Below are 12,489 nucleotides of genomic sequence, written 5' to 3'. Positions count from 1 at the left end.
ACTGTAAGGAGCCAGGAGGGCTAATTTTTTGAAGCGATCGAAAAGATATTTCAGATTTATAGCTTTCAAAAAATGATATCCATATATGAGATTGAAATAATCTGTAAACAATCTGTTTGTTAAAAAAGGATGTATGCGATTGCCTACATCCTTAAATTTTGATGGTTTAATTTTAATGATCCTGACTTTTAGCTTGATCTAATCATTGAGCGTCGGTAAATCATACCTATTGAAAGCGTCAGGATGAAACCGAACTTAGTGGCACTACCATAAGTTTGCGCTTCATCCTTGCATGAGCCTGATCTCAAATTTGATTCGATCCGATTTTATTGTTCCAGATTACTTCTCAGCATCCAGGCAGTTTTTTCGTGTACTTCCAGTCTTTGCGTGAGAATGTCAGCAGTCGGCTGATCATTGGCTTCTTCAATGATCGAGAAAATACTTCTGGCAGTACGTGCCACAGTTTCATGTGCATCTACCAGTAAACGTATCATTTCTTCAGCTTTAGGCACACCTTCGACTTCTTTAATAGAAGTGAGTTTCACAAACTGTTTATAAGTGCCGGGTGCTGCAAAACCCAAAGCCCGAATACGTTCAGCAATGACGTCCAGCGCATTCCACTGCTCGGTGTATTGAGTCATAAACATGGTGTGCAGGCTATTGAACTGGGGGCCAGTGACATTCCAGTGGAAATTATGGGTCATCAAATACAGGGTATAACTGTCTGCTAAAAGTCTGGATAAACCTTCGACAATTTTGGCGCGATCATCATGCGAAATCCCGATATCAATTTTCATTGCTTTAGATTCTTTTTTAGAAGAGGCCATGCTCTTACTCCTTCAAACTTAACGTGATACGGTGTATTAAAATAAAGTCGGATGTAGTCGAAGCCCGAGCCAAGAGATGAAATGATCTCTATGACTTTGTATTTGATCTGAAAAGGCTAAGAGATTTAAGTGGTTATAAGTTATAGATATTAGATCAATATAAGGGCAGGAAGTTTAGTCATTATGTATAAGCAGGGCGCGGGATTGTAACTATTTAAATCTGTCAAATTTTGACTATACTTCAGCGGTAGTACGTTAATTTCTCATAGCAAATTCAACTTCTAAAAAACTCCTAAGTATTTCAGGATTGAAACATCGTGTTAGGGTATGACATCTATTTATGAGCAAGATCACATATCACCATACTGAATCTTTATTTCGAAATATCTCTGTGAAATTTTAATATTTTATTTTAAATAAATAACTTAGATAAAAATTTAAATCATAAATAAACCCGAAATTTATAAAAAATAACACAATGCTGCCTTAATTAAACAAGGCACTACAAACAATAATAAATCTCTTTCTCAAATGCAGTTATGTTAGGACACAGGCGAAACCAATAACAATATTCCCAGAAGAGCAAAAATGCTTCGAGTCAGCATATTCAGAAGAAATGTGAGGCTGATACAGGATCGGCTGTAGCAGATTGACTTGCGGGATGATTTTGATTCGGTAAGCCATGCAATATATAAGCTCAAGCGACTTTGAGATAGACCAAAAATATCTGAACTAAACTCAAGCTCAGCAAGGAATACATCATGAAAATTAAGGCCAATAGCCCCGCGACTGGTAAAGACGGTTTAGACAAACAAAATACCAATAAAAAAAGTGAACAGCTCGACGCATATCGCAGTGATGCGACCGAACAGGCACTCACTACCAATCAAGGGGTTAAAATTTCCGATAACCAGAACAGTCTCAAGGCAGGCGTTCGCGGTGCGACCTTGATCGAAGATTTTATTCTCCGGGAAAAAATTACCCATTTTGACCATGAGCGAATTCCAGAACGTATTGTGCATGCCCGTGGTGTCGGCGCACATGGCTATTTTGAGGCTTATCCGGGTAATGAAAAACTGACCAAGGCAGGCTTCTTGACTAATACCAGTGTGCAAACGCCAGTATTTGTGCGCTTTTCTACCGTACAGGGCCCGCGTGGTTCAGCAGATACGGTACGTGATATTCGCGGTTTTGCGACCAAGTTTTATACGGATGAAGGTAACTTTGATTTAGTGGCGAATGATGCGCCGGTATTCTTTATCCAGGATGGGATCAAGTTCCCGGATTTTGTACATGCGGTCAAACCTGAACCTCAGACCGAGATTCCTACCGGTGCATCTGCACATGATACTTTCTGGGATTTTGTTTCTTTAGTGCCTGAATCTGCACATGCGGTGATGTGGGCCATGTCGGATCGGGGTATTCCGCGTAATTTAAGAGCCATTCAAGGCTTTGGTGTACATACTTTCCGTTTTATCAATGCCGAGAATAAAGCGGTTTTTGTGAAATTCCACTGGACGCCAAAACAGGGTCTAGCCCAACTGGTCTGGGATGAAGCACAAAAACTGGCGGGTAAAGATCCGGATTTCCATCGTCGTGACTTATATGAAGCGATTGCCTCCGGTAACTATCCGGAATGGGAGTTGGGTGTACAGGTCGTCCCAGAAGAAGATGAGATGAAGTACGACTTCGACTTGCTGGACCCAACCAAAATTATTCCGGAAGAACTGGTGCCGGTGACGCCGATTGGCAGAATGGTGCTGAACCGTAATGTCGATTATTTCTTCGGTGAAACCGAGCAGGTGGCATTCTGTCCGGGACATATTGTGCCAGGACTGGATTTTACCAATGATCCATTATTGCAGGCCCGTCTGTTCTCTTATACCGATACTCAGCTCAGCCGTTTAGGTGGTCCAAACTTCCACCAGATCCCAATTAACAAGCCGGTTTGTCCATTCCACAATAACCAGCGTGATGGTTTACACCAGCGTATTGTACATACCGGTCAAGCCAGTTATGAGCCGAATTCGATTGACAATAACTGGCCGACTGAGACTCCGCCAGCTGAACAAGGCGGTGGTTTTGAAAGCTATCAGGAGCGTATTGATGGACACAAGATCCGTCAGCGTAGCGAATCATTCAGTGATCACTTTAGTCAGGCCCGTCTTTTCTACCGCAGCCAGGCACCACATGAGCAAAAGCACATTGTCGATGCCTATGTCTTCGAGCTGAGCAAGGTGGAGCGCAAATATATTCGTGAGCGTGAAGTGCTTGAAGTGCTCTGCAATATCGATCTGGATTTGGCACAGCAGGTTGCTGACCAATTGGGTATTGAAATTCCAGCAGAGAAAAAAGCAGCAAAATTGCCAGAGGTGCAGATTTCACCACGCTTATCTTTCGAGGCATTCAAACCTGAAGATATTAAGGCACGCAAAATTGCGCTACTGGTGCACGACAAGGCCAATGAGGCGAGTATCAAAGCTGTTCAAGCCTGGGCAGAATCAGAAGGTGCTGTGGTCGATGTACTGACCCCAAAACCGGGTCCGGTACTGGGTCTGCAAGGCGAGGTGATTCCTTCCGATGGTATGCAAAAAGCCGAGCCATCCATCGCCTATGATGCTGTGGTGATTGCTGACGGTGATAATTACGATGTGGTGATGAAAGATGGTGTGGCGACTCATTATCTGCTGGAAGCCTACAAGCATTTAAAACCAATCGTGTTCCTGGGCGATAAAGGCAAGCTGATTGAACATTTACGCTTGGTTAGCGATGAAGGAACTCTGGCAAACGGACAGTTTGCAGCAGTACAAGATAGCTTCAAGACTTTGATCCTGAACCATCGTGTCTGGGCGCGTGAAGCGATTGCAGAAGCAATTCCTGCCTAAACGATCTAATTTATATTTTAGAGGATAGAGGCTCCGGCTTCTATCCTGATGGTTTTAAAATGGATGAAGAGATGGTGAGACCGGATGTCAAAAAGTTGTTGGCTCAAGCACAACAAACCAAATGGAGCAGAGAGCAGGATATCTATCTCATTGAGCATAATCATTTGCCTCTAACTGAACTGATGCAGCAACTCTGTTTCAATGAAGAAGAGATTAATGCAAGACGTAAGGTATTAGGATTAACTACACGTTTGAAACAAATGCGTAAGCTTTCTCACTAACTGAAATAACTGACTTTAAAAAAACACAAAAATATTCTCCGAATTTTATGAGGAACCGCATGCATGAACCTCGGTTCAATATTACAAAGATTTGAAACTTCTCCTCTGGAGCTACAAGAAAAAATTCACCACACTTTAATGGAGCTGGTGGAGATTTCCGCTCAAGTGCCTTATCCCGCTTCTGGAGCTACCTTAAAACGCTGGCAGATGCTTAGTCAGGTTTCGGCAAGCAATTTGAGCCTGGGCAAACTGTATGAATCGCATTTAGATGCTTTAGCTATTCTGCATGAACTGAATATTCCGGTAGAACAAAAAGGCTTATGGGCAGTATGGGCGGCAGAAGGCGGTCCCAAACCTTTAACATTGCAAGCAGGAAAGCTAAGCGGAATTAAGCCCTGGTGTTCTGCATCGGTCTGGGTGCAACACGGTCTGCTGACTTACCGTGATGAGCAGCAACAATCCCAATTACTGATTCTAGATTTGTCACAAGAAGGCATTCAGCATCATCAGGATGCCTGGCAGGCAGTGGGCATGCAGCATACCTTGACTGCCCGGCTTGAACTGGATCAGGTCAAGGTGAAAAAAGTCGCAGCTCCAAATGCCTATCTGGATCGGCCCGGATTCTGGCACGGCGCCGCAGGTGTGGCCGCCTGCTGGTACGGCGCAACTGTGCGTTTGGCTGAATATTTAAGACAGGCATTATTGCTCAAACCGCATGCCTATAAGGCCATGTATCTCGGTGAAGTCAGTCGGGAGCTTTTAGCAACACAAGCCTTATTTTATCAAGTTGCTACATTGATTGATCGGCAACCGCAACACGCACATGAGTTAAAGATTCGTAGCCTACGTGCTCAGGTGGAAGCGACTGCCTTAAATGTACTAACTCATGTAGGTAAGGCACTTGGTGCTGGGCCGTATTGTGAGCATCCGCATTTCGCTCGGCTTGCAGCAGATCTTCCGGTATTTATTCGTCAAAGTCATGCTGCATTTGACTTGGAGCGGATTGGCGAGCTGACTGCACAGGAGGAACAATTATGGACGTTATAAGACATGAGATTGTAGGGGATCGTGTCATCCATGGTGAAGGCACAAGACTTGAAGAATGGCGTTCCTGTCAGATCCTGCAACAGATGCCGGAATTTGATATTCCTAAGGTTATTCCTCTAGATGCCAGAGTCTGCATCATTGCCCCTCATCCTGATGATGAAATTTTGGGCTGTGGAGGCCTGATTCAGCGTCTGGACAAACTTGGCTATCAGATCATACTTTTTGCCGTTACCAATGGGACAGCCAGTCATCCCGGCTCTAGTCTATATACTCCCGAAGAGTTGAACCAGATTCGTCCTGCTGAAACGCGAGCAGCTTTAGAAGCGTTACCTTTAAAACAGAATATCTTGCGGATCGCTTTAGATATTCAAGATGGCAAGGTGGCCGAACAGCGGGATGTGTTGCAACAGCATCTGCAATCTTATCTGCAACCGAATGATGTGTTAATTAGCACATTTGTTCATGATGGACATCCAGATCATGAAATTACGGGGCAGGTCACACAGCAGCTGGCCACTGAACTTCATTTGCCCTGTATTCAGGTCTTGATTTGGGCATGGCATTGGGCAACACCTGGAGATACCAGAATTCCCTGGACCGTCGCTCATCAACTCAAATTAACTGAGGAAGAATTACAATATAAGTCTCGAGCTGCGCGGTGTTTTAAGAGCCAGATCGAGCTTGATCCGACGATAGATCAATCACCGATTCTGCCAGAGCAGGCATTGCAACGTATTTTACAGCCCTGGGAGGTGTATCTATATGAATAGTAAAGCAGCCTATGATCAGGAATACTTCGATGCCTTATATGCACTGAATCAGGGAGATCCCTGGCAATATGAACAGCGTTGGTATGAACAGCGCAAACGCCAGATTTGTCTGGCGGTCTTGCCGAGCTTGCAGTTTGACTCCGCGATTGAAATTGGTTGCAGTAATGGCATCTTCAGTCAGGAACTGGCGCAGCGGACAGATAGCTTAACGTGTCTGGATGCCAATGATACTGCGATCCAGTTAGCGCAGCAGCGTTTACAAGATTATTCACATGTGCAGGTGTTACAGCGTGTCGTGCCAGATGACTTGCCCAAACAGAAATTTCAGCTCATTGTCGTCAGTGAGATTTTATATTATCTGAACCCGATTGCTCTGCAACAGGTGCTGACATGGTTGCATACTGCACTCGAACCGGGCGGATGTATCTTGAGTTGTCATTGGCGTGCGCCGATCTCGGGATTTAGCTTAAATGGTGAAGATGTCCATCAATATCTTAAAGCGCATTTGAACTATGCACATCGTTTAAGTTTGCAGGACTCCGATTTTTTGGTAGATCTGTGGCTGAATTCAGCACAATCCGTAGCAGAGCAGGAGGGCTTAAGATGAAAAAAATCGGTGTGGTGATTCCGGCCTGTAATGAAGAAGCCTATATTGAACGCTGTCTGTTAGCCTTAAAATCAGCACAAACTTATTTTTTTCAATATTTTAAAACAATAGAAAATCTTCCTGAAATCCAGATTCTCGTGGTCTTGGACCATTGTACTGATAGCACCGCCGTTAAAGTTCAGCAAATGGGCATTCCGGCTATGAGCTGCGACTTCCGAAATGTCGGTAAGGCACGCCATTTGGGGATTCAGCAAATGATCGAGCAGGGCTGTGACTGGATTTGCTGTACCGATGCCGATTCATTCGTACAGTGTGACTGGTTTCAGATGATGTTACAGCATCAACCCACCGATGCGATTTGTGGTGTGGTCGAGCTGGATCAATGGGATCATTTAAGCCGGAAAACCCGTCAGGCTTATCTCCGACATTATCAGGACAGCATGGGACATCGGCATATTCATGGCGCAAACCTGTGTTTTAAAGCTTCGGCTTATATACAGGTCAATGGGTTTCAGCAACTGGACTGTCATGAGGATGTTGATTTCATCCGTCGTTTAGAAAAAGCCGGCGCGCAGATTGTCTGGTCGAATCAACTGAGAGTCACCACCAGCAGTCGTCTCAGCTCAAAAATTGCTGCAGGTTTTGCCCATTTTCTGCAAAAACTTGAGCTTAAGCAGGCCACTAAAAAACCGATCAGCCTGTGCAAATAAAAGCATAAAACTATAAATTTTATACAATCAGATACTTGTAAAAAATCTTAAAATTCGGTTCTAAAAACTATTCCATTTAAATTTATTCTGTTTATAATTCACGCAAATTCAGCCCCGCATACTTATATATTTCAACTATAAGTCTGTGGGGTTTTTCTATGGATGATCGGTAATGGATGCCTGAGCCTTCTTTTTTGGTAATACAATGTTCAATCAAACACTGCTTTCTCGAATTCAGTCTCCATCACCATATCTATGGCAGAAAATAGCGACTGCGTTGTGCTTCTTTAGCTTGGGCTTTAGTACTGCGGCTTGGGCACCCTTAATTCCATATGCACAGCAGCGCCTGTTATTAAATCATGCTGATTTTGGCCTGTTATTGCTGTGTGCCGGAATCGGTTCAATGCTGGCGATGCCACTGGCTGGCCGACTGGCCAATGCCTTAGGTTGTCGTACCGTTTTGGCTGTAATTCTCAGTGCATTTTTGTTCATTTTGCCTGCTCTGGCTTATAGTCCGAATCATTTAATGATGGCAATCAGCCTGTTTTTCTTTGGTGCCAGTGCCGGGGCTTTGGGCGTGACTGTCAATATTCAGGCTGCACAGATTGAGAAAAAACTCGGTAAAAGTTTAATGTCGGGTTTTCATGGGGTGTGTAGTTTAGGTGGTCTAGCAGGCGTACTGGGCATGACCATGTTAATGGGATTCGGCTTGGCACCTTTAACTGGTGCGGTGATTGTTAGTGTGATTTTGCTGCTTATTGCCTTATTTGCTGTTCCTTTGAGCTTGGGTGCTGAGCCAAAAACAGCGGTAGAAGACACATCATCAGAACAGCCAGTGAAAAAAGCAGCACCGACCTGGGCAATTTTAGGTATTGGTCTGATCTGTTTTGTGGCTTTTCTTTCGGAAGGTGCCGCCATGGACTGGAGTGGTATTTATCTTGCTACTGAGTTCAGTCTGCCTGCGGCGCAAACCGGTCTGGCTTATAGTTTCTTTGCTGGTTTGATGGTACTGGGACGTTTTAGTGGACACCTGATTATTCAGCAGTTTGGTGAAAAAAATACGATTCTGTTAAGCGCACTCTTGGCTGCAACCGGTTTATTGACCGTAGTCTTTGCGCCAGTCTGGCAGGTGGTATTGGTAGGCTATGCGATTTTAGGTTTAGGTAGCGCTAACATTGTACCGCTGATGTTTTCCCGTGCAGGACGTCAAAAAACTTTGGCTTCACATGTGGCATTGTCTTATGTATCGGTATTTGCTTATACAGGTTCGTTGATTGGACCAGCCTTGGTCGGCTTCGGTAGTGAAATTATCGGATTGAGTCTGGTATTTAGTGTCATTGCAATTGGTCTATTGAGTATTGTGATTTTGAATCATCTCACTGCAGACCCAAGCGAAGTGCAACACAGCGAAGAGATTGTGGCTCCTCTTCAAAACGAAACACCAGCTTAATGCTGGTGTTTTTTTATTTAAAAATTTAGGCATGCACACTGAACTGGTTTGAAGCTCCTGCAGCCACCGGGCGATAGATCCGCAAGCTTTGTGAGTTTTTCAGGTCAGTGATAAACTGATCACGCCAGCGAATAATATCGAAATTTTTCAAGCCTTGGCTTAAATAACGATAGCGCTCCAAACGTTCTGATTTAGACATGCGCAGCGCCTTCTTCAAAGCTTTAGCCATACTGTCATGCTCATAAGGATCGACCAGTAAGGCTTCTTTCATTTGTTCAGCAGCACCGGCATATTTAGATAGAATCAAGACACCCGGATCTAAAGGATCCTGTGCAGCAATATATTCCTTGGCGACCAGATTCATACCATCCCGGATCGAATTTACCCAGCAAATATCTGCCTTACGATACAGTTGCATCAAGGCCTCATGGCCCAAAGTATCATAGCTGCAATCGAAGGGTAACCAGTCCGCTGTGCCATGCTGGCTATTGAGTTCATGCACAGCAGCTTTAAATTGCGTATACAGGTTCTTATAGGTCTTTACATCCAGTCGGCATGGACAGGCAATTTGTAATTGCTGGAATTGATTTTTAAACTCCGGTTGATCTTCTAGCAAGCTCTGCAACGATCCGATTTTTTCCAATAAGCCTTTACTATAATCAATCCGGTCAACTGAAATGATGGTTTTATAAGGCTGCACTGTATCCAGATCAAAGGGAAGCTTTTCCAGATGGGTATCTGAGGCCTGATTCTGTAGTTGCACAGGATGCACACCAATCGGATAGCATTTCACATGAATCTTTCGAGATTGATAATTCAGGATTTCATTGTGACGATGCTGCACTTTTAAGGTCTGTTCAAGGAAATTTAAACAGTTTTCCTGATCGCGAGAGGTCTGCAAACCCAGTACATCGTAGTTGGCCAAATGATGTGCCAGATCGCGATGGGCGGGTAAAGTCTGCCAGAGCCTTAGTTCAGGAAAGGGAATATGCAGGAAAAAGCCAATACGGTTACGCATGCCCAGTTTACGGCAATAATGCGCCACGCTTAAAAAATGATAATCATGGATCCAGATAATATCGTGTGGAGATGCTACCTGTTTAAGGTGCTTGGCAAAGCGTAAATTGACATCCTGATAGATCTTAAAATCCTGCGGCTGATAATCTACAAGTTGATGCTGGTCGTGCATCAGCGGCCACAATGCATTGTTGGCAAAACCACAATAAAAGCCTTGATATTGGGATTCAGTCAATGGACTCGTGTGATATTCAACATTTTGATGCTTCAGGATTTGAAACTTCTGCTCTTTCGTCTGGTCAACTCGGGATCCATTCCAGCCAACCCAGATACCGCCTATATCCTGCAAAGCATCCTGCAATGCCACCGCTAATCCACCTGCCTGTGTATTGTCTGACTTAGGTAGATTTACACGATTTGATAACACTATGAGTTTCGACATGTAATTTCTCCAATAATAATTGTTGTTGTGCTTTCAGTATTTCTAAAAATTCTGCTAGAAAAGCCTGTACTTGAGTCACGTTTTCGAGGCGATGTTGTGCCACGGTGTTGCCTGTACCGACTTTGATAGAGCAGCCTTTGAATGTGTTGATGACTTGAAAACCGGCTTCGTCGGTCAGGTCATCTCCGATAAAAATGGGGTAATGATCACTTAAGTGATATTGCTGAATGATTTGCTGGATGGCTGAACCTTTATTTGCCCCTTTGGGCACCAGTTCGAATACAAACTTTCCAGCCTTAAGTTCAAAATCCTGAAAATGAGTAAGACAATTCAAGGCAAATGCATGCACTTGATGCTCTAAATAGGGATGTTCACGAAAATGCAGGGCGACTGAATAGTCTTTAATTTCTATTCGAGTCTGAGGAATATTATTACTATGTTCTGTAATATAATTTTTTAATAATTCAAACTGTTCAGGATTTAAATCAATTAACTTGCTTAAACGCGATTGATAGCTTAATTCCAGACCGTGAGAACCGGCAATATTCCAGTCAAATGGATAAATAAGTTTTTGTGCTTGTGCAATTGAGCGACCGGTCACTAATATTAGCTGAATATATTGTTGTAACTCTTTTAAGGTATTTAAGGTTTCGCTCTTAATTATACTTTTTGCTGGATCTGGGTGGAATTCAGAAATGGTTCCATCAATATCAAGAAATAAAACAATTTTATGAGAATAAATAATAGGTTTGATTTGATTTAAAATCACTTGAGGTAATATATAAGAAGATGTAGCAAGTGAATCTTCTAGGTCTTGATCTTCTTTTAGAGTCGACATAAATACTACCTAAGCCTCTGAAGTTAAATTGATTTAAAAGTTAGAATTACCTGAATGGTCATTGCTTTGATTAAATTTATAACATATTTCATTTAACAGACTGGCTTTAAGTGCAGAAACGAAACACTTTTAACAAGTACAGTTACTTTGTAAGATTTAGAAATATTTTGGTAGAAATCCAGTATTGTTAATAAATTTTAAAAATAAATTATGAGGATTTTATATTTTAAGATTTTCTTGGATTGATTGTTTTTCAGGATTTTACATAATAAGATTTATTATTTAATCTTTATTTTTGAATATGTATTTTTTAATTAATTTTTTAGAATATAGTTTTATTATTAATTCATTTTTTTATTTTTAAATATATGAGGGAGATGTAATTTTGAGATCTTTTTAAATATAATAATTTAAATAAATTTAAAAATTGAGCATATATAATAAAAAATGTAAATTAAGTTCATGAAAATTAATATTTTTTACAATTGGCTAAGCTGTCTTAACAGCAAAAATACTAAAATTGGCTAGAGGGAAATTTCGTACCATCAAACTTTCTTAGGATCAATTGGAGAGATATACAATTTAAATAGCCTGTTAATTTAGTATCTCAGATTAATTTTTTAATTCTTATCGGTAAATTTTATCAGAGGATAAAAAATCGAAAAAAAATGAACGCCAGTTCTATGACTAAACTCTGAAAATAACTTGAATATTCTTTTTTTGAATCGAAGCTTAGGTGTTAGATGAAGTTGAGCTAAACAGAGAGAAGAGATGTAAAGGTGTCATCGCAAGGACAGAGTAGATACAAAAAACCGAAAACAGATCATTAGTGATCTTACATAGGTTACAAAACTAAATGATGTTTCAATTAAAAAGAATTTTTTGCTCAAATGGATGAGTCAATTTAACAGCAGTAAATGATGAGAGAAAAGGGAAGAAATAATTTCTTGAAAAAATAATGAAAGAGCAATTAAAGTAGAGAGAAGCTCAGGGTCGTATCATATAAGTTAAGAAACCAAACTCAGATACAACCCGTCTATTTGCATGAAAGAAAAATACTCAGATTTCTCGCCACACTTCATTTTCGTCTTTTAAAGGAATGGTAAAGTTAAAATCATCATCATTACTGACCAGAAGACTGGTTGGAGTCTGCATGACCACTTTCAAAACAGTACCTGCTTCAAAACTAATAGGGGCGCAGTTTTCTTTTTCTAGAGTCACCGGTTTAAGTAATTCAATTACCGAACTTTCCATAGTTTTTTCCAAAATAAGATTACTTTTCGATAATTAAATCATAGCATGATTTTTGAAAATTTAACTGTTTCTTCAAAAACTGAGAACTTGATCAATGATTTATTCAAATAGGGAGAAGTGCTCTATTTAGGTAAAAGACACCTAGAAGACATGCAGTATGCCTGATTTTCATCCTATTCTTGCAGTACTCGGAAGCATGAGGTTCTTTTACATAAACCCGACAGATAACAGGCATAAAAAAGTCTATCAAAATAACGAAAGGTCAAAAACATGATAATTTTTTTGTTTTTGATATCGCTCGGCTGAATGATAAAAATCGAGAATATAAGGAAAATCATAACGCAGAGCTGAATGATAAAAA

General features: G+C 41.5%; 11 protein-coding genes. 7 read left to right on the top strand and 4 right to left on the bottom strand.

The features are described from left to right. Positions 1 to 326 precede the first annotated feature (326 nt). Positions 327 to 827: a Dps family protein gene (locus H0S56_RS10690; RefSeq protein ID WP_005267182.1), complete on the bottom strand. Its 501-nt coding sequence runs from the start codon at positions 825 to 827 to the stop codon at positions 327 to 329. A 761-nt stretch (positions 828 to 1,588) separates the two neighbouring features. Between H0S56_RS10690 and katE the strand changes: the two genes are divergently transcribed. From katE to H0S56_RS10655, 7 genes are all read left to right on the top strand, one after another. Continuing rightward, the gene (gene katE / locus H0S56_RS10685; RefSeq protein ID WP_195725035.1) at positions 1,589 to 3,712 is read left to right on the top strand and encodes a catalase HPII; all 2,124 of its coding nucleotides are present in this window, start codon (positions 1,589 to 1,591) and stop codon (positions 3,710 to 3,712) included. A 71-nt stretch (positions 3,713 to 3,783) separates the two neighbouring features. Then, a complete protein-coding gene (locus tag H0S56_RS10680) occupies positions 3,784 to 3,993 on the top strand; it encodes a hypothetical protein (RefSeq protein WP_195726082.1) in 210 nt (69 codons plus the stop codon). 63 nt (positions 3,994 to 4,056) lie between these two features. After that, positions 4,057 to 5,040 (top strand): acyl-CoA dehydrogenase, encoded by a 984-nt coding sequence (locus H0S56_RS10675; RefSeq protein ID WP_195725034.1) that lies wholly within the window; start codon positions 4,057 to 4,059, stop codon positions 5,038 to 5,040. Next, entirely contained in the window at positions 5,028 to 5,810 is a 783-nt protein-coding gene (locus H0S56_RS10670; RefSeq protein WP_005107605.1) for a PIG-L deacetylase family protein, read from the top strand. The genes H0S56_RS10675 and H0S56_RS10670 overlap by 13 nt, the downstream gene beginning before the upstream one ends. Further along, positions 5,803 to 6,417 carry a class I SAM-dependent DNA methyltransferase gene (locus tag H0S56_RS10665; RefSeq protein WP_195725033.1) on the top strand — a complete coding sequence of 205 codons (615 nt, stop codon included), beginning with the start codon at positions 5,803 to 5,805 and terminating at the stop codon, positions 6,415 to 6,417. Before H0S56_RS10670 ends, H0S56_RS10665 begins: the two co-directional genes overlap by 8 nt. Continuing rightward, positions 6,414 to 7,127 (top strand): glycosyltransferase, encoded by a 714-nt coding sequence (locus tag H0S56_RS10660; protein ID WP_195725032.1) that lies wholly within the window; start codon positions 6,414 to 6,416, stop codon positions 7,125 to 7,127. Before H0S56_RS10665 ends, H0S56_RS10660 begins: the two co-directional genes overlap by 4 nt. A gap of 205 nt (positions 7,128 to 7,332) precedes the next feature. Beyond that, entirely contained in the window at positions 7,333 to 8,577 is a 1,245-nt protein-coding gene (locus tag H0S56_RS10655; protein WP_195725031.1) for an MFS transporter, read from the top strand. 25 nt (positions 8,578 to 8,602) lie between these two features. Here the strand turns inward: H0S56_RS10655 and H0S56_RS10650 are convergent, their stop codons facing one another. The 3 genes from H0S56_RS10650 to H0S56_RS10640 all read right to left on the bottom strand — a co-directional run bounded on the left by H0S56_RS10650 (position 8,603) and on the right by H0S56_RS10640 (position 12,128). Beyond that, positions 8,603 to 10,036 (bottom strand): alpha,alpha-trehalose-phosphate synthase (UDP-forming), encoded by a 1,434-nt coding sequence (locus tag H0S56_RS10650; RefSeq protein ID WP_005247031.1) that lies wholly within the window; start codon positions 10,034 to 10,036, stop codon positions 8,603 to 8,605. Then, positions 9,993 to 10,874 (bottom strand): trehalose-phosphatase, encoded by an 882-nt coding sequence (gene otsB, locus H0S56_RS10645; RefSeq protein ID WP_195725030.1) that lies wholly within the window; start codon positions 10,872 to 10,874, stop codon positions 9,993 to 9,995. Before otsB ends, H0S56_RS10650 begins: the two co-directional genes overlap by 44 nt. Positions 10,875 to 11,933: 1,059 nt before the next feature. Beyond that, positions 11,934 to 12,128 (bottom strand): hypothetical protein, encoded by a 195-nt coding sequence (locus tag H0S56_RS10640; RefSeq protein WP_004646210.1) that lies wholly within the window; start codon positions 12,126 to 12,128, stop codon positions 11,934 to 11,936. Positions 12,129 to 12,489 lie beyond the last annotated feature (361 nt).

This window comes from Acinetobacter lwoffii, from assembly GCF_015602705.1.
Taxonomy (GTDB): Bacteria; Pseudomonadota; Gammaproteobacteria; order Pseudomonadales; family Moraxellaceae; genus Acinetobacter; species Acinetobacter lwoffii_E.
Note: the sequence above shows the minus strand (reverse complement) of the source record. Positions and strands in the feature narration are given on the sequence as shown.

What these genes read in the sequence shown, in the direction of transcription:
- H0S56_RS10655 (WP_195725031.1), top strand. Translation starts at nt 7,333, where the DNA reads ATGTTCAATCAAACACTGCTTTCTCGAATTCAGTCTCCATCACCATAT.
- katE (WP_195725035.1), top strand. Translation starts at nt 1,589, where the DNA reads ATGAAAATTAAGGCCAATAGCCCCGCGACTGGTAAAGACGGTTTAGAC.
- H0S56_RS10680 (WP_195726082.1), top strand. Translation starts at nt 3,784, where the DNA reads ATGGTGAGACCGGATGTCAAAAAGTTGTTGGCTCAAGCACAACAAACC.
- H0S56_RS10675 (WP_195725034.1), top strand. Translation starts at nt 4,057, where the DNA reads ATGAACCTCGGTTCAATATTACAAAGATTTGAAACTTCTCCTCTGGAG.
- H0S56_RS10690 (WP_005267182.1), bottom strand. Translation starts at nt 827, where the DNA reads ATGGCCTCTTCTAAAAAAGAATCTAAAGCAATGAAAATTGATATCGGG.
- H0S56_RS10640 (WP_004646210.1), bottom strand. Translation starts at nt 12,128, where the DNA reads ATGGAAAGTTCGGTAATTGAATTACTTAAACCGGTGACTCTAGAAAAA.
- H0S56_RS10660 (WP_195725032.1), top strand. Translation starts at nt 6,414, where the DNA reads ATGAAAAAAATCGGTGTGGTGATTCCGGCCTGTAATGAAGAAGCCTAT.
- otsB (WP_195725030.1), bottom strand. Translation starts at nt 10,874, where the DNA reads ATGTCGACTCTAAAAGAAGATCAAGACCTAGAAGATTCACTTGCTACA.
- H0S56_RS10670 (WP_005107605.1), top strand. Translation starts at nt 5,028, where the DNA reads ATGGACGTTATAAGACATGAGATTGTAGGGGATCGTGTCATCCATGGT.
- H0S56_RS10650 (WP_005247031.1), bottom strand. Translation starts at nt 10,036, where the DNA reads ATGTCGAAACTCATAGTGTTATCAAATCGTGTAAATCTACCTAAGTCA.
- H0S56_RS10665 (WP_195725033.1), top strand. Translation starts at nt 5,803, where the DNA reads ATGAATAGTAAAGCAGCCTATGATCAGGAATACTTCGATGCCTTATAT.